The 17,234-nt window shown below is 63.3% G+C and carries 16 protein-coding genes and 2 pseudogenes; 17 read left to right on the forward strand and 1 reads right to left on the reverse strand.

Annotation, left to right across the window (positions count from 1 at the left end; all coding sequences use genetic code 11):
* The 3 genes and pseudogenes from sdhB to gltA form a co-directional block, all read left to right on the forward strand.
* A pseudogene (gene sdhB, locus NCS28_RS14735) lies at nucleotides 1–114 on the forward strand (succinate dehydrogenase iron-sulfur subunit); the annotation flags it as partial.
* A 1-nt stretch (nucleotide 115) separates the two neighbouring features.
* Nucleotides 116–409: an FAD assembly factor SdhE gene (locus NCS28_RS14740; RefSeq protein ID WP_250514505.1), complete on the forward strand. Its 294-nt coding sequence runs from the start codon at nucleotides 116–118 to the stop codon at nucleotides 407–409.
* A 136-nt stretch (nucleotides 410–545) separates the two neighbouring features.
* Entirely contained in the window at nucleotides 546–1,847 is a 1,302-nt protein-coding gene (gene gltA / locus NCS28_RS14745) for a citrate synthase (RefSeq protein ID WP_250514506.1), read from the forward strand.
* A 76-nt stretch (nucleotides 1,848–1,923) separates the two neighbouring features.
* Here the strand turns inward: gltA and NCS28_RS14750 are convergent.
* A pseudogene (locus NCS28_RS14750) lies at nucleotides 1,924–2,244 on the reverse strand (type II toxin-antitoxin system PemK/MazF family toxin).
* Between the two features lie 333 nt (nucleotides 2,245–2,577).
* Here NCS28_RS14750 and leuC point away from each other — a divergent pair.
* The 14 genes from leuC (at nucleotide 2,578) to NCS28_RS14820 (ending at nucleotide 17,225) form a co-directional block, all read left to right on the forward strand.
* Nucleotides 2,578–3,987 carry a 3-isopropylmalate dehydratase large subunit gene (gene leuC / locus NCS28_RS14755; RefSeq protein WP_250514507.1) on the forward strand — a complete coding sequence of 470 codons (1,410 nt, stop codon included), beginning with the start codon at nucleotides 2,578–2,580 and terminating at the stop codon, nucleotides 3,985–3,987.
* 23 nt (nucleotides 3,988–4,010) lie between these two features.
* Nucleotides 4,011–4,661 (forward strand): 3-isopropylmalate dehydratase small subunit, encoded by a 651-nt coding sequence (gene leuD, locus NCS28_RS14760; protein WP_250514508.1) that lies wholly within the window; start codon nucleotides 4,011–4,013, stop codon nucleotides 4,659–4,661.
* A 30-nt stretch (nucleotides 4,662–4,691) separates the two neighbouring features.
* Complete coding sequence (gene leuB / locus NCS28_RS14765; RefSeq protein WP_250514509.1) at nucleotides 4,692–5,759, forward strand: 3-isopropylmalate dehydrogenase; 1,068 nt, start codon at nucleotides 4,692–4,694, stop codon at nucleotides 5,757–5,759.
* A gap of 105 nt (nucleotides 5,760–5,864) precedes the next feature.
* Nucleotides 5,865–6,071: a hypothetical protein gene (locus tag NCS28_RS14770; protein WP_250514510.1), complete on the forward strand. Its 207-nt coding sequence runs from the start codon at nucleotides 5,865–5,867 to the stop codon at nucleotides 6,069–6,071.
* Nucleotides 6,072–6,153: 82 nt separating this feature from the next.
* Nucleotides 6,154–7,275, forward strand: a complete 1,122-nt coding sequence (asd, locus tag NCS28_RS14775) for an aspartate-semialdehyde dehydrogenase (protein WP_250514511.1) — start codon at nucleotides 6,154–6,156, stop codon at nucleotides 7,273–7,275.
* Between the two features lie 150 nt (nucleotides 7,276–7,425).
* Complete coding sequence (locus tag NCS28_RS14780; protein ID WP_250514512.1) at nucleotides 7,426–9,534, forward strand: FimV/HubP family polar landmark protein; 2,109 nt, start codon at nucleotides 7,426–7,428, stop codon at nucleotides 9,532–9,534.
* Between the two features lies 1 nt (nucleotide 9,535).
* A complete protein-coding gene (gene truA, locus NCS28_RS14785; protein ID WP_250514513.1) occupies nucleotides 9,536–10,339 on the forward strand; it encodes a tRNA pseudouridine(38-40) synthase TruA in 804 nt (267 codons plus the stop codon).
* Complete coding sequence (locus NCS28_RS14790) at nucleotides 10,336–11,004, forward strand: phosphoribosylanthranilate isomerase (RefSeq protein WP_250514514.1); 669 nt, start codon at nucleotides 10,336–10,338, stop codon at nucleotides 11,002–11,004. Before truA ends, NCS28_RS14790 begins: the two co-directional genes overlap by 4 nt.
* Nucleotides 11,005–11,053: 49 nt before the next feature.
* Nucleotides 11,054–12,247: a tryptophan synthase subunit beta gene (gene trpB, locus NCS28_RS14795; RefSeq protein WP_250514515.1), complete on the forward strand. Its 1,194-nt coding sequence runs from the start codon at nucleotides 11,054–11,056 to the stop codon at nucleotides 12,245–12,247.
* Between the two features lie 11 nt (nucleotides 12,248–12,258).
* Nucleotides 12,259–13,137: a DNA-methyltransferase gene (locus NCS28_RS14800; protein ID WP_250514516.1), complete on the forward strand. Its 879-nt coding sequence runs from the start codon at nucleotides 12,259–12,261 to the stop codon at nucleotides 13,135–13,137.
* 76 nt (nucleotides 13,138–13,213) lie between these two features.
* On the forward strand, nucleotides 13,214–14,017 hold the full coding sequence (gene trpA / locus NCS28_RS14805) for a tryptophan synthase subunit alpha (protein WP_250514517.1): 804 nt from the start codon (nucleotides 13,214–13,216) through the stop codon (nucleotides 14,015–14,017).
* Between the two features lie 70 nt (nucleotides 14,018–14,087).
* Nucleotides 14,088–14,960 carry an acetyl-CoA carboxylase, carboxyltransferase subunit beta gene (gene accD, locus NCS28_RS14810; RefSeq protein WP_250514518.1) on the forward strand — a complete coding sequence of 291 codons (873 nt, stop codon included), beginning with the start codon at nucleotides 14,088–14,090 and terminating at the stop codon, nucleotides 14,958–14,960.
* Between the two features lie 76 nt (nucleotides 14,961–15,036).
* Nucleotides 15,037–16,347: a bifunctional tetrahydrofolate synthase/dihydrofolate synthase gene (gene folC / locus NCS28_RS14815; RefSeq protein ID WP_250514519.1), complete on the forward strand. Its 1,311-nt coding sequence runs from the start codon at nucleotides 15,037–15,039 to the stop codon at nucleotides 16,345–16,347.
* Between the two features lie 41 nt (nucleotides 16,348–16,388).
* Entirely contained in the window at nucleotides 16,389–17,225 is an 837-nt protein-coding gene (locus tag NCS28_RS14820) for an SPOR domain-containing protein (protein ID WP_250514520.1), read from the forward strand.
* Nucleotides 17,226–17,234 lie beyond the last annotated feature (9 nt).

The following is a 17,234-nucleotide window of genomic DNA, read 5'->3' on the forward strand; positions in this document are numbered from 1 at the left end:
CGTCTGTTCCGTTGCCACACGATCATGAATTGCGTCGACGTGTGCCCGAAGGGGCTCAATCCGACCAAGGCGATCGGCAAGATCAAGGAATTGATGGTGCGGCGGGCTGTTTGAGATGGGCTCTGTGATGGTCGACAACCAAGACAACTCGCATCAGTCCGACCCCCTTCGCCGGGCGCGCCTTCGTTGGCGCGCGCGGCGCGGCCTGCTGGAAAACGATCTGATCTTCGACCGTTTCTTCAGCCGATATGAGCATGACCTCAGCGACGCCGATGTGGCCGCATTGACCCGCCTGCTGGAGCTGAGCGACAACGAACTGATGGATTTGCTGCTGGCGCGCACGGAGCCTGAAGGCGACCTCGCGACGCCGGACGTGATCCGCTTGCTGGAACTGCTGCGCACCGTGTGATTTCAGCAGGAATTCGCGGATTTTTGCAAAATAGGCTTGTTGCAATGCACACAGGCCGATCGAACAGTTTTGCCGCGCAGCTTCCGTCGTGCAAATTATCGAACACCTGTATCCATACTTCGATTGAGGATGTGCTATGACCCCGTCAGATGTTAAAGCCACGCTATCGTTCAGCGACAACTCGCCGAGCGTCGAAATGCCGATCTACAAGGGCACCATGGGCCCGGACGTGATCGACATCCGCAAGTTGTACGGTCAGACCGGCAAGTTCACGTATGACCCGGGCTTCATGTCGACGGCGGCGTGCAATTCCGCGATCACGTACATCGACGGCGACAAGGGCGAGTTGCTGTATCGCGGCTACCCGATCGAGCAATTGGCCGTGAATGCCGACTTCCTCGAGACCTGCTATCTGCTCCTGAAGGGCGAACTGCCGAACGAAGCGCAGAACAAGGAATTCGTGGACACGGTCACGCGTCACACGATGGTGCACGAGCAGATGCACTTCTTCTTCCGCGGCTTCCGTCGCGACGCGCACCCGATGGCGGTGTTGACGGCCGCGGTGGGCGCGCTGTCGGCGTTCTATCACGACTCGCTGAACATCAACGATCCGCGTCACCGTGAAGTGTCGGCGATTCGCATGATCGCGAAGCTGCCGACGCTCGTCGCGATGGCGTACAAGTTCAGCATCGGCCAGCCGTTCGTCTATCCGAAGAACGAACTGTCGTACAGCGCGAACTTCATGCACATGATGTTCTCGAACCCGTGCGAAGAGTACAAGGTCAACGACGTGCTCGTGCGCGCGCTCGACCGCATCCTGATCCTGCATGCGGACCACGAGCAGAACGCGTCGACCTCGACGGTGCGTCTCGCGGGCTCGTCGGGCGCGAACCCGTTCGCGTGTATCGCGGCCGGTATCGCGTGTCTGTGGGGCCCGGCGCACGGCGGCGCGAACGAAGCCGCGCTGAACATGCTGGAAGAGATTGGCTCGGTCGACCACATCCCCGAGTTCATCAAGCAGGTGAAGGACAAGAACTCTGGCGTGAAGCTGATGGGCTTCGGTCACCGCGTGTACAAGAACTACGACCCGCGTGCGAAGCTGATGCGCGAGACGTGCCACGAAGTGCTGAACGAACTCGGCCTGCACGACGACCCGCTGTTCAAGCTCGCGATGGAACTCGAAAAGATCGCGCTGGAAGACGAATACTTCGTGTCGCGCAAGCTGTATCCGAACGTCGACTTCTACTCGGGCATCGTCCAGCGCGCGCTGGGCATCCCGACGTCGATGTTCACGTGCATCTTCGCGATGGCGCGTACGGTCGGCTGGATCGCGCAGTGGAACGAGATGATTGCGGATCCGGAGCAGAAGATCGGCCGTCCGCGTCAGCTGTTCATCGGTCAGACGCCGCGCGAAGCGAAGCCGCTGGCGAAGCGATAAGCCGTTTTTTCGGTTGCAGTAGATGAAGGCCCCGGCAGGTGACTGCCGGGGCTTTTTGCTTTTTGCGCGGCCGACTCTAATCCGCGAAAACTTCGCGCAACGTAAGAAGCGCGTTCGACAGCGTATTTTCCGCGACAGCGCCTTCTCTCCTGACCAGACGCGTCTTATCGACGGTGCGGAGCTGGTCCAGCAGAACGAATCCCTGTTTTCGTTTGAACGGCGCGGGAATGCGAAAGGGTGCCGACGTGACTTTCGAAATCATCGGCGCGACGATGACCGTTCGTAAATGGTCGTGCATCTCCGGAGGCGAAACTACGACGCAAGGACGTGCGTTCTGTATTTCGCTGCCGAGCGTCGGATCGAGCGCAACGAGTCAGATATCGCCGCGCGCTACCATTCGAGCTCCCCGTCGCTCGTTTTCCAAGCCAAGCTGCGTCAGGAACGGCTTGGGAATCAGCACGCCTTGCATAGCCGTTCTTAGTATTAACAAAGCCTGCGGCCAGTCGAGGCCGCAGGCGCATACTGAGCGTGAGTCACGATCCCACCACCGAACAGATGACCGAAGGGCATAGACGGGTAGTTCTCATCCGGGTACTGGTACCACCACCATAACTCACTGTTTTTAATGAGTTTTTTGGCGTAGCCTAGTACCCGCGGCGTACGCGAAGGTGGCATAATCGATCAAAAGCCGCACATCCACATCCCCGCAGTCACATACGAAAGCGCTCACATGGCACAGACTCTCTACGACAAACTGTGGAACACGCACGTGATCCACACGGAAGAGGACGGCACCTCGATCCTCTATATCGATCGGCACCTGCTGCATGAAGTGACGAGCCCGCAGGCCTTCGAGGGCCTGAAGCTGGCCGAGCGCCCGGTGTGGCGCATCAGCGCGAACCTGGCGGTGTCCGACCACAACGTGCCGACCACCGACCGCTCGCACGGCATCGCCGATCCGGTTTCGAAGCTGCAAGTCGATACGCTCGACGCGAACTGCGATAGCTTCGGCATCACGCAGTTCAAGATGAACGATCTGCGTCAGGGCATCGTGCACATCATCGGGCCGGAGCAGGGCGCGACGTTGCCCGGCATGACCATCGTCTGCGGCGACTCGCACACGTCCACGCACGGCGCGTTCGGCGCGCTTGCGCACGGCATCGGCACGTCGGAAGTGGAGCACGTGCTCGCCACGCAAACGCTCCTGCAGAAGAAGAGCAAGAACATGCTCGTGAAGGTCGAAGGCGCGTTGCCGCGCGGCTGCACCGCGAAGGACATCGTGCTTGCGATCATCGGCAAGATCGGCACGGCGGGCGGCACGGGATACGCGATCGAGTTCGGCGGCTCGACCATCCGCGCCTTGTCGATGGAAGGCCGCATGACCGTCTGCAACATGGCGATCGAAGCGGGCGCGCGCGCGGGCATGGTCGCCGTCGACGATACGACCATCAATTACCTGAAGGATCGTCCGTACTCGCCGCAGGGCGTCGAGTGGAATCAGGCGGTCGAATACTGGCGTCAGTTCAAGTCGGATGATGGCGCGCAGTTCGATCGCGTCGTTGAATTGAACGCTGCCGAAATCGTGCCGCAAGTGACGTGGGGCACGTCGCCGGAAATGGTGACGTCGATCGATGGCCGCGTGCCCGATCCCGAGAAGGAAAAGGACCCGGTCAAACGCGACGCGATGGAGCGCGCGCTGACCTATATGGCGCTGCAGCCGAACACGCCGATCGAATCGATCAAACCGGACAAGATCTTCATCGGCTCGTGCACGAACGCGCGCATCGAAGACTTGCGCGCGGCCGCGTATGTCGTGAAGACGCTGGGCAAGCGCGTCGCGTCGAACATTCGTCTCGCGATGGTCGTGCCGGGCTCGGGTCTCGTGAAGGCGCAGGCCGAGCGCGAAGGCCTCGACAAAGTTTTCACGAACGCCGGCTTCGAATGGCGCGAGCCGGGCTGCTCGATGTGCCTCGCGATGAACGCCGACCGGCTGGACGCGGGCGAGCGCTGCGCATCGACGTCGAACCGCAACTTTGAAGGCCGTCAGGGCGCGGGCGGCCGCACGCACCTCGTGAGCCCCGCGATGGCCGCGGCGGCCGCGATCGAAGGCCACTTCGTCGACGTGCGCAAGCTCGCGTGATCGAACGGATACAGAGATAAATCATGGAAAAATTCATTGTGCATAGCGGCCTCGTCGCGCCGCTCGATCGCGAGAACGTCGACACGGACGCGATCATCCCGAAGCAGTTTCTGAAGTCGATCAAGCGCACCGGCTTCGGCCCGAACGCGTTCGACGAATGGCGCTATCTCGATGTCGGCGAGCCCGGCCAGGACAACAGCCAGCGTCCGCTCAATCCGGACTTCGTGCTGAACCAGCCGCGTTATCAGGGCGCTTCGATCCTGCTTACGCGCAAGAACTTCGGCTGCGGCAGCTCGCGCGAGCATGCGCCCTGGGCGCTGGATCAGTACGGCTTTCGCGCGATCATCGCGCCGAGCTTCGCGGACATCTTCTACAACAACTGCTTCAAGAACGGCCTGCTGCCGGTGGTGCTGACGGAGCAGCAGGTAGACAAGCTGTTCAACGAAACGTACGCGTTCGTCGGGTTCCAGTTGACGATCGATCTCGAAGCGCAAGTCGTGCGCACGGGCGACGGCACCGAGTACGCGTTCGACGTGCCGGGCTTTCGCAAGTACTGCCTGCTGAACGGCTTCGACGATATCGGACTCACGCTGCGTCACGCGGACAAGATTCGTCAATACGAGGCGGAACGCTTGACGAAGCAGCCGTGGCTGAATAACCGGCTCGTCGGATAAATCGAATCACGATCAACGAAGGAAGACACGATGAAGATTGCAGTATTGCCCGGCGACGGGATCGGTCCGGAAATCACCGCCGAAGCGGTCAAGGTGCTGAATGCGCTCGGCGAGAAGTTCGAGCTCGAAGAAGCGCCGGTCGGCGGCGCGGGCTACGAGGCGAAGGGCCATCCGCTGCCCGATTCCACGCTGGCGCTCGCGAAGGAAGCCGACGCGATCCTGTTCGGCGCGGTCGGGGACTGGAAGTACGACAAGCTCGAGCGCGCGCTGCGTCCCGAGCAGGCGATTCTCGGCCTGCGCAAGCATCTGCAACTCTTCGCGAACTTCCGTCCGGCGATCTGCTATCCGCAACTTACGGGCGCGTCGTCGTTGAAGCCGGAAATCGTGTCGGGCCTCGACATCCTGATCGTGCGCGAACTGAACGGCGATATCTATTTCGGCGCGCCGCGCGGCTTGCGCGAGGCGCCGGACGGCCCGTTCGCCGGCGCGAAGGAAGGCTTCGACACGATGCGCTATTCCGAGCCCGAAGTGCGCCGTATCGCACACGTCGCGTTTGCCGCGGCGCAGAAGCGTCAGAAGAAGCTGACGAGCGTCGACAAGGCCAACGTGCTGGAAACGTCGCAATTGTGGCGCGACACGATGATCGACGTTGCCCGCGAGTATCCGGACGTCGAGCTGTCGCACATGTATGTCGACAACGCCGCGATGCAGCTCGTGAAAGCGCCGAAGGCGTTCGACGTCGTCGTGACCGGCAACATGTTCGGCGACATCCTGTCCGACGAAGCCGCGATGCTTACCGGGTCCATCGGCATGTTGCCGTCAGCGTCGCTCGATAAGGACAACAAGGGCCTCTACGAGCCGTCGCACGGTTCGGCGCCGGATATCGCGGGCAAGGGCGTGGCCAATCCGCTCGCGACCATCCTTTCCGCCGCGATGATGCTGCGCTATTCGCTCGGCAAGACGGAGCAGGCCGACCGCATCGAAAGCGCGGTGAAGAAGGTGCTGGAACAGGGCTATCGCACCGGCGATATCGCGACCTCGGACGGCAAAATCGTCGGCACGAAGGAAATGGGCGATGCGGTGCTGAAGGCGTTGTAATCAGCGAAGGCGATTGGCTGTTGCAGGCAAAAGAGCGGCCGATCGTCTCTTTTTACTGATGTTCACGCACGATCCGTACGATTTTCACGCGCGTGCCGCGTGCGCGTGACGAAAACATCGGGTTATCGTGTATATTCTTTGGTCATGGCGAAGAACTCTAAATTCTCTCTGGATTCCATCGGACGCGGCACAGATGCCGTCGCGACGGAACTCGCCATCGGCACGCGCATCGTGGCTATCAAAGCCACGGCCGGGTTTTCCAAACTCGCGCGCATTACGAAAATCTCCGTCAAATCGATCACGATTCGCTGATCGTCCCTCGTGTCCGAGCGTCTTCCCCGCGCGGCCACGCCGGGTAAAGATGCGGGGAAGCGTCCACAGTCAAAGGTTAGTCATGAACGTAGGTCTCGTTGGTTGGCGCGGTATGGTCGGCAGCGTCCTGATGCAACGCATGCAGCAGGAAGGCGATTTCGACTTGATCGAATCGGTGTTTTTCAGCACCAGCAATGCGGGCGGCAACGCGCCGTCGTTCGCCAAAAACGAGACGAAGCTCAAGGACGCGACGAGCATCGACGACCTGAAAAAGTGCGACGCCATCATCACGTGTCAAGGCGGCGACTACACCGACGAGGTGTATCCGAAGCTGCGCGCGGCGGGCTGGAAAGGCTACTGGATCGACGCGGCCTCGGCGCTGCGCATGAAGGACGACGCGGTCATCATCCTCGATCCGGTCAACCTGAACGTCATCAAGGATTCGCTCGTGAAGGGCGGCCGCGACTTCATCGGCGGCAATTGCACGGTCAGCCTGATGTTGATGGCGCTCGGCGGCCTGTTCCGCGAGAACCTCGTCGAGTGGACGACCGCGATGACGTATCAGGCCGCCTCGGGCGCGGGCGCGCAGAACATGCGCGAGTTGCTCCAGCAGATGGGCGTGCTCTACGGTTCCGCAAAGGAAGACCTGGCCGATCCGTCGTCGGCGATCCTCGACATCGACCGCCGCGTGCTCGCCGCGATGAACGGCGAGCGCATGCCCGTCGACAATTTCGGCGTGCCGCTCGCGGGCTCGCTGATTCCGTGGATCGACAAGGATCTCGGCAACGGCATGTCGAAGGAAGAGTGGAAGGGCGGCGCCGAAACCAACAAGATCCTCGGCAAGCCGGCAATGGGCACGCCGGGCTCGATTCCCGTCGATGGCCTCTGCGTGCGTATCGGCGCGATGCGCTGCCACTCGCAGGCGCTGACCATCAAGCTCACGAAGGACGTGCCGCTCGACGAAGTGCACGGCATTCTGGCGTCCGCGAACGACTGGGTGAAGGTCGTGCCGAACGAGCGCGAAGCATCGATTCGCGATCTGTCGCCCGCGGTCGTCACGGGCACACTGACGGTGCCGGTCGGCCGTCTGCGTAAGCTGGCGATGGGTGGCGAGTATCTGTCGGCATTCACTGTCGGCGATCAACTGTTGTGGGGCGCCGCGGAACCGCTGCGCCGCATGCTGCGCATTCTGCTCGACAAGTAAAGTAAACTACGCGCCTGGAAGCGCGTGCCAAAGTCAAAAGCGTCGCGGTTCTCGCGGCGCTTTTTGTTTTTGTGCTGTTTTATTGCAAGACCGGATTTATCGAACGGTTTTGCGCCGTATGTTTCAATTTTTGCCGTACCCGGAGCCTCAATGATCCAACGACCACGCCGGTCTCTCCTTTCGTCATCGCGTGCGGCGTGCGCCGCGGCAAGTTTCGCGGTCTGCGCGATGTTCTGGGCGAATCCCGGCGATGCGCTCGCCCAGTCGAGCGGCAGCGCCGCCGCCGCCCCGACGGGCGAGACATACGCGGTCAAGCCGGGGCAATCGCTGAACGATGTCGTCAGCGAGCTCACCGGATCGAAAGACCGGGACGTTCGCGCGAAGGCCGCGCGTGCGCTGTTCGACGCCAATCCGAACGCGTTCGGGAATCACGATATCAACAAGCTGAAGCTCGGCGCGGTGCTGAACGTGCCTGCCGATCTGGGCGGTTCGGTCGCTTCCGGCGCCGCTTCGGCGCCCGAAGCGCAGCAGAATGCGCCTGCCGAGACGCCTGCACCCGCGCCGGTTTCGGAGAGCGCGGGCGAGACGGCGTCGGCTAGCGCGCCCGCTTCGGCGGTCGAGCCGCAAGCGAGCGCAACCGCGACGCAGGAGCCGACGACGCCCGTGCCCGCATCGGCAAGCGCCGCGCCCGCGAGCGCACCCGCTCCGGCGGCGTCCGCGCCAGTCCGCGGTAACAGCAGCGGCAGCGGTGCGACGGCGGCGAGCATCGGGTTGTCGCCGCTCGTCATCGCCATCGTGATTGCGGTGGGTGCTTTCCTGCTCGTCAGAATGCGGCGCGGCAAGAAACGCCCTGTCGCGGCAAGCAACGGCGACGTCGATCGCACGCCGAGGACGTTTGCAAGTCTCGAAGAAGCACAGGCCGACGCAGCCGCGCGCAACGAAGCGATGCGCAAGGCGCGCGAAGCGGCAACGGCAGAGTCGGGCGTCAGCGCCGAGGAGAAACGCGTCGAGGCCGACCGTTCGGGACTGGCGGCTGCTGCGGCGAGCATCGCCAACGCTGAAGCGGCACAGCCGCCCGTCGTCCCTTCGGAAGACGAACTGCCGCCGACGACCGAGGCGAAGCCCGACCCGGCGAACCGTCCTGAACAGGAACAACCGTTCGCGCCGGTTGCGCCGGCTGCACATCATCCTGATTTCGTGCCGCCGATCGGCGCAGCCCAAGATCACGAGCCGCAGGACCAACACGAGCAGCACGCCCGCGAGATCGCGGCGCGCGAAGCGGCGCGTCGTGAAGCCGAGAAATGGGAAATCGAGGAGCGCGAAGCGGCGGCCCGTCAGGCTGCCATAGAGGAAGCCGAAGAGCGTGAGACGCGCGCGCGCGAAGCCGCCGCGCGGGAAGCGCTCGCACGCGAGCTGGCCGACCGTGAAGCCGGGCAGCGCGAGGCCGAGTTGCGTCAGGTCACCGAGCGCGAAGACCGGGCGCGGGAGGCGGCGGCTCGCGAGATCATCGCGCGGGAGGCCGAACTGCGCGAGCTGCAGGCGCGTGCGGCGGACGAGCAAATCGCCGAGCAGCGAGCCGCGGAGCAGCGCGACATCGAGGAACAGGCGGCGCGTGAAGCGGAACGATCGGGCATCGCGCCGGATGAAGAGCCCGTGGTCGCCCACCGTTTTCCGATGCCGAAGTTCCCTCAGGATGCGATTCATGCGCTCGGATCGCTCGAAATGGAGCTGCCGCCGCGTATGGAACTGACGATCAAGCAGCCCGGCGCGAGCGAGCCGGCGACATTGCCGCTGAGCGCGGATACGGCGCCGTCGCACGAAACGCGCCCCGCCGGTGCCCTGCAACCGCCGCCGACCGGCCCGCTGCCGATTGAACGGGTGCCGTTCGTTCCGCAGCCGGTGGCGCAGACGGACGCGGCGCCGCGCACTCAATCGCACGTCCAGTCGGTGGCCTCGCAAATCGAGGCGGGCACGGCGGGCGCGGCCTCGGTCGCCGGTCTCGGCGCGACGCGATTCGGACCGCTAAGTCTTGATTTCGACCTCGGGCACGCGTCGAGCACGACCGAGCCGCTGCCTGCGCTCACGCCCGCGCAACTGGTGACGATCGCACGCAATAAGCTGGAGTTGGCCGCAGAGTACATCGAATTGGGCGATCTTTCGGGCGCGCGCACGCTGTTGCAGGAAGTGATCGAATCGAACGATGCCGCGACACGCCAGCAGGCGGCCACGCTTTTGTCGACGCTCGCTCCGCATTCCTGAGATGCGCATCGCTTTAGGCATTCAGTACGATGGTTCGGCGTTTTGCGGCTGGCAGTCTCAGCCGCACGGCAAGACGGTGCAGAACGAACTGGAGCGGGCGCTCGCCGAATTCGCGCAGACGCCGCTCTCGACCGTCGTTGCCGGGCGAACAGACGCCGGCGTGCACGGTCTCGGTCAGGTCGTCCATTTCGACACGGACCTCGATCGCACCGAATTTTCGTGGGTGCGCGGCACCAACGCGTTTTTGCCCGATACCGTCGCCGTGCAATGGGCAAAGCCGATGCCCGATGACTTCCACGCCCGCTTCGCCGCGTTCGAGCGCACGTATTTTTACGTTCTGTACGTCAATCCGGTGCGTTCGCCCATGCTGGCCCAACGCGCGGGCTGGGTGCACACGCCGCTGGATGTCGGCGCAATGCGCGATTCGGTCGCGTGTCTGATCGGGGAGCATGATTTTTCGTCGTTCCGCGCCGCCGATTGCCAGTCGAAAACGCCGGTGAAGCATCTCTATCGGATCGACGTGCGCGAGCAGGGCGATTTCATTCACTTTCGCTTTCGCGCCAACGCGTTCCTGCATCACATGGTGCGCAATCTGATGGGATGCCTCGTCGCGGTCGGGCGTGGCCGTCATCCGGCTTCGTGGATGGCCGATGTCCTCGCCGCCCGCGACCGCCGCGCCGCCGCGCCGACTTTCATGCCCGACGGGTTGTATCTCGCCGAGGTCGGATATCCTGAACACTTCGCGGTGCCGCCGCCGCATATCGCCAGCATGCCCTGGAGCGCCATTTGGGCAGAGCCGAAATGATCGAACAAGACTTGCATCGCACCCGCATCAAGCTGTGCGGACTTTCGCGCGTCGAGGACGTGCAGCACGCCGTCGCGCTCGGCGCGGATGCCGTGGGCTTCGTGTTTTATCCGCCGAGCCCGCGCTCGGTGAGCGTCGCGCAGGCGGTCGAGATGGCGCGGCATGTGCCGCCGCTCGTGTCGGCCGTCGGGCTTTTCGTCAACGCGACGCCCGAGTGGATTCGCGAAGTCACGTCCAACGTGCCGCTCTCGCTGCTGCAATTTCATGGCGATGAAACCCCCGAGCAGTGCGAGCAACTTGCGGCAATTGCGGGTTTATCCTATTGGCGCGCACTCCGAATTGGGACTGATGCGTCCACAAGCCATTTGATAGAATCGTCCTTCAAGTTCAAAGCCGCAGGCGGACTTCTGCTCGACGCTCTCGTCGAGGGCTTCGGCGGCGGTGGAAAGGTATTCGATTGGTCACTTATCCCAACAGATCTCGGGCATCGGGCCGTTTTGAGTGGTGGGTTGAACGCGCAAAACGTCAGTGACGCCATTCGGCGTGTGCGCCCGTACGCGGTCGATGTCTCGAGCGGCATCGAAGTGCCGGGCGCCAAGGGCGTGAAAGATCCCGCCCGAATGGCGGCATTCGTGCGCGCGGTGCGCGAAGCGGATGCCGGGTGATGTCGAACGTGAGCCGCGTTGCCGGCCACGTAACCGAGAGAGTGACGCAATGTACGACTTGCCAGACGAAAGAGGCCATTTCGGTCAATACGGAGGCGTGTTCGTCTCCGAAACGCTCATTCACGCGCTCGATGAATTGCGCGTCGCGTATGAAGCGGCACAAAAAGATCCCGAATTTCTCGCCGAATACGAGTACGAGCTCAAGCACTACGTGGGCCGTCCGTCGCCGATTTATCACGCGAAGCGCTGGAGCGAGATGCTCGGCGGCGCGCAGCTTTATCTGAAGCGCGAGGATCTTAATCACACCGGCGCGCACAAGGTGAACAACGTGATCGGCCAGGCGCTGCTCGCCCGCAAGATGGGCAAGCCGCGCGTGATCGCCGAAACCGGCGCGGGCCAACACGGCGTGGCGACGGCGACGATCGCTGCGCGCTTCGGCATGGAGTGCGTGGTCTACATGGGCGCGGAAGACGTGCGTCGGCAGGCGGCGAACGTATATCGCATGAAGCTGCTCGGCGCGACCGTCGTTCCGGTCGAATCCGGCTCGAAAACGCTCAAGGATGCGCTCAATGAAGCCATGCGCGACTGGGTGACGAACGTCGAAAACACGTTCTACATCATCGGCACGGTGGCGGGGCCGCATCCGTATCCGATGATGGTGCGCGACTTCCAGCGCGTGATCGGTGACGAATGCCGCGTGCAGATGCCAGAAATGGCCGGTCGCCAACCGGACGCGGTAATCGCATGTGTTGGTGGCGGATCGAACGCGATGGGTATTTTTTATCCGTATATCGACGATAAAGACGTCAGGTTGATCGGCGTCGAAGCGGCGGGCGACGGCATCGATACGGGCCGCCATGCGGCGTCGCTGATGGGCGGCAGTCCCGGCGTGCTGCACGGCAACCGGACGTATCTGCTTCAAGACGACAACGGCCAGATCATCGAGACGCATTCGGTATCCGCAGGTCTCGATTATCCGGGCGTCGGCCCCGAGCACGCGTGGCTGAAGGACGCCGGACGCGCCGAGTATGTCGGCATCACCGACGACGAGGCGCTGAAAGCGTTCCACGACTGCTGCCGTATCGAGGGCATCATCCCGGCGCTCGAATCGAGCCACGCGCTCGCATACGGCGCGAAGCTCGCAAAAACGCTGCCGCGCGACAAGGTGCTGCTCGTCAATTTGTCCGGCCGGGGCGACAAGGACATGCATACGGTCGCCGAGCGATCGGGCATTCAGTTCTGAGCGCCTGACCGATGCGCACCGTTATCGACGAGCCGTTGTCTGTCGGCGCCCTCCAGAGCGCCGGCAGCGACATCCGCAACCGCGATTTCCTGGCCGATGCCGAACACATTCCCGATGCGTCGATCGATCTGATCGTCGCCGATCCGCCTTATGGTCTGGGCAAGGACTACGGGAACGATTCGGACATGCTGTCCGGCGACGCTTTTCTCGAATGGACATATCGCTGGCTCGATCTGGCGATCCCGAAGCTCAAGCCGAGCGGCTCGCTGTACATCTTCTGCACCTGGCAATATTCGCCCGAACTGTTCGTGTTCCTGAAACGCCGTCTTCTGATGATCAACGAAATCGTCTGGGACCGGCGCGTGCCGAGCATGGGTGGAACGACGCGTAAATTCACGTCGGTGCACGACAACATCGGCTATTTCGTGGTATCGAAGGATTATTACTTCGATCTCGATCCGGTGCGCATCCCCTACGACGCAGAGACGAAAAAGGCGCGCTCGCGCAAGATTTTTGAAGGCAGCAAGTGGCTCGAACTCGGATACAACCCGAAGGATGTCTGGTCGGTGTCGCGTCTGCATCGGCAGCATGCGGAGCGGGTGGATCATCCGACGCAAAAGCCGCTGGAGATCGTCGAGCGCATGGTGCTTGCAAGTTGCCCGCCGGGCGGCCGCGTGCTCGATCCGTTCATGGGCAGCGGCACGACGGCGGTGGCTTGCGCACGTCACGGCCGGCAATTCATCGGTTACGAGATCAACGCGGATTACTGCGCGATCGCGGAGAGCCGCATCGCCGAAGCGCGGGCCGCGCGGCTCAAGCCGGACGAGCCCGTCCGCGCACGCCGCAAGACGCTCGCGACGACCGATACTGCTGCGCAAGCCGCCGAATAGTGTCTTTTTCCTCGCTAATCGCGTCAGATGCCAACGAAGGCGTCTTACGCCAACGAATACGATCAAGAGAATTCCCATGTCCCGTATCAAGAACACTTTTGCGGCGCTGGCCGCGCAGGGCAAGAAAGGGCTGATTCCGTTCATCACCGCGGGCGATCCGAATCCGGAGCAGACGGTGGAGTTCATGCACGCGCTCGCCAAGGGCGGTGCGGATGTCATCGAGTTAGGTGTGCCGTTTTCCGATCCGATGGCCGACGGCCCCGTGATCCAGCGTTCGTCGGAGCGCGCGCTCGCACGCGGCGTGACGCTGAAAAGCGTGCTGGCCGATGTCAAACGCTTCCGCCAGACCGACGACAAAACGCCGGTCGTGCTGATGGGCTACGCGAATCCGATCGAGCGCATGGGCGCCGACGCTTTCGCGAAAGCGGCGCAGGAAGCGGGCGTCGACGGCGTCTTGGTGGTCGATTACCCGCCCGAGGAAGCGATCGAATTCGGCGAGACAATGCGCGCGGCGGGCATCGATCCGATCTTCCTGCTCGCGCCAACCTCGACGGACGAGCGCGTCGCGGCAGTCGGCAAGATCGCGAGCGGCTATGTCTATTACGTATCACTGAAAGGCGTGACCGGCGCGGCAAATCTGGACGTTTCCAGCATCGCGAGTAAAATCCCGGCCATCAAGTCGCATGTGCCCCTGCCGGTCGGCGTCGGTTTCGGCATTCGCGACGCCCAGACCGCGCGCGCCGTCGCCGATGTCGCGGACGCCGTTGTCATCGGCAGCCGTCTCGTGCAATTGCTCGAAGAGGCGAAGCCGGATGCCGCGGCCGCGTCGCTGACGAGCTTCATCGCCGAAATTCGTCAGGCACTCGACGCCGCACAGTAAAATACGCGCCGCCGCGGGCCGTCCGATTCGGACGTGCGCCGCGCGGCGAACGATCAGTCAAGGAAAAACGATGAGCTGGCTCGACAAACTGCTGCCGCCGAAGATCAAGCAAACGGATCCCAAAAGCCGCAAAGGCATTCCCGAAGGCCTCTGGGTGAAGTGCCCGTCGTGCGAGGCGGTGCTGTATCGCAACGACGTCGAGGCGAACCTGCATGTCTGCCCGAAGTGCAGCCATCACATGCGCATCGGCGCGCGCGAGCGCCTCGATCGCCTGCTCGATCCGGAAGGCCGCTACGAAATCGGCCAGGAAGTCGTGCCGGTCGATGCGCTGAAATTCAAGGACAGCCGCAAGTATCCGGATCGCATCAAGGAAGCGATGGAGGATACCGACGAAACCGACGCGATGGTCGTCATGGGCGGCGCGATCCACACGATTCCGTGCGTCGTCGCGTGCTTCGAGTTCTCGTTCATGGGCGGCTCGATGGGCTCGGTGGTCGGCGAACGCTTCGTGCGCGGCGCGCGCAACGCGATCGAGCAGAACGTGCCGTTCATTTGCTTCACGGCATCCGGCGGCGCGCGCATGCAGGAGAGCCTGCTTTCGCTGATGCAGATGGCCAAGACCACCGCGCTCCTGACCAGATTGTCCGAGGCGAAGCTGCCGTTCATCTCCGTGCTGACCGACCCGACGATGGGCGGCGTGTCGGCCAGCTTCGCCTTCCTCGGCGATGTCGTGATCGGCGAGCCGAAAGCGCTGATCGGCTTTGCCGGACCGCGCGTGATCGAGCAGACCGTGCGCGAAAAGTTGCCGGAAGGCTTCCAGCGCGCCGAATTCCTGATGCAGAAGGGCGCCATCGACATGATCGTGGATCGCCGCAAGATGCGCGAAGAACTTGCCCAGTTGATGGCGCTGATGACGCGGCAGCCCGCCGATTCCGTCGCCTGACCCGCCGATATGAAGCGCTGCGCCGCGCGAGAGCCCTGAGCTTCCGCGCGGCGTTTTGCTTTTCCCGATCCCGAAAATGAACACTTTCCCCACCCTCGACGCCTGGCTGGCCCATCTGGAAGCGGCGCATCCGGTCGGCATCGACATGGGCTTGACGCGCATCGGCAAGGTGAAGGACGCGCTCGGCCTGCATTTCGACTGCCCGGTCATCACCGTCGGCGGTACGAACGGCAAGGGCTCGACGTGCGCGATCCTCGAAACGATCCTGCTGCGCGCGGGTTATCGCGTCGGCTGCCATACCTCGCCGCATCTGCTCTCGTTCAACGAGCGTGCGCGCATCGACGGCGCCGAGGCGAGCGACGCCGATCTGCTCGAACATTTCGAAGCGGTGGAAAAGGCGCGCGCGAGCCTGCCCGAGCCGGTTTCGCTGACCTATTTCGAATTCACGACGCTCGCGATCCTGCATCTGTTCGCTTCGCGCGGGCTCGACGCGGTGATTCTGGAAGTCGGGCTGGGCGGGCGTCTGGACGCGGTGAACATCGTCGATACGGATTGCGCGGTGATTACGAGCATCGACATCGACCATACCGATTATCTCGGCGACACGCGCGAGAAGATCGGCTTCGAGAAGGCGGGCATATTCCGGCCGGGAAAGCCCGCCGTATGCGGCGACCCGTCGCCGCCGCAAAGCCTGATCGATCATGCGCAGATGATCGGCGCGGACCTGTGGCTCGTCGGACGCGATTTCCGATACGAAGCGCAGCCGGGCAACGAGCGCCAGCAATGGAGCTATATCGGCCGCGAACAGCGACGACCGGCGCTCGCGTATCCCGCGCTGCGCGGCGCGAATCAGCTGATCAACACGGCGGCGGCACTGGCTGCGCTCGAATCGTTGCGCGCGCGCTTGCCTGTGTCGGCGCAGGACATTCGCCTCGGGCTCGCCAATGTCGAACTGCCGGGCCGCTTCCAGGTGCTACCGGGCAAGCCGCAGGTCATTCTCGACGTTGCGCATAATCCGCACGCTGCCGCCGTTTTGTCGCAGAATCTCGGCAATATGGGCTATTTTCCGTACACTTACGGGGTGTTCGGCGTGATGGGCGACAAGGACATCGAGGGCGTCGTGAAGCAGTTGAAGGGCGAGATCGATCACTGGAACCTCACCGCGCTGCCGACTCCGCGCGCCGCGTCGGCGGAACATCTAGAGCACGCACTGCGCGACGCCGGTGTCAACGACGGCCCCGACAGCAGCGTTTCACGCTTTGACACCCCGGCGGCAGCTTTTCAAGATGCGTTAAGGCGGGCGTCCGAAAATGATAGAATTTTAGTTTTTGGCAGTTTCTACACGGTGGCCGGCGTCATGGCCTACCGTCGAACGCAGCATAACTAGCAGCATCATCCAGACGGTCCTCCGTCGGCACCAAGCGATACATGGGACTCTTTTCGTTCGGCAAGAAAGACGACTCCGGTCGCGACGCATATTCCGATTCCTCTCGCGGCTCGCGTCACACCGTCCGCACCGAACGCCGCACGCGCCGTTCGGAGCGCACCGACGCCGACGCGATGATGCTCGATCCCACCTTGCCCGAGAAACAACGCGCGCGCCGCAGACTCGTTGGCGCGATTGCGCTGGTGCTGGCCGCCGTCATCGTCCTGCCGATGGTGCTGGATTCGCGTCCGAAGCCCGTCACCGACGACATTTCCATCGACATTCCCAATCGCCCGGCGCCTGCCGCGAAGCAGTCCCGCGACGCGACCGACGCGGACACGCAAGCCGGCGTCGCGCACGACGCGCCGTCGGGCGCTTCGAGCAGCGTGTCCGCTGGCGTGACGCAGCCGCAGGCCGCCGCGCCGACCGCGACGGCACAAGCGAAGCCCGAACCGAAGGAACAAGCCAAACCAGAGACGAAGGCCGACGCGAAACCGTCGAAGCCCGCCGGCGCCGCAAGCCAGAACGCGAAGCAGCCCGCGGAAGCATCCGATGAAGCCAATGCCGCCGCAGGCGCGGCGAACACGCCGTCGTCGCCCGCGGGCAGCCGTTTCGTGCTGCAAATCGGCCAGTTCGACGACGAAACCGCCGCGCAAAACTGGGTCAACAAGTTGAAGTCCGCGGGTGTGCCCGCATATCTCGAACATCGCAAGCAGTCGGATGGCGCGACCAAGTCGCTGTTGCGCGCGGGCCCGTTCCCCGATCGCGCTTCGGCGCAGGCGGCGCTCGTGAAGGTGCGCCAGGCCGGCCTGGGCGGCGGCACCCGGGCATCGAACTGAGCGGATTCG

The organism is Caballeronia sp. INDeC2 (assembly GCF_023631325.1).
Lineage (GTDB): Bacteria > Pseudomonadota > Gammaproteobacteria > Burkholderiales > Burkholderiaceae > Caballeronia.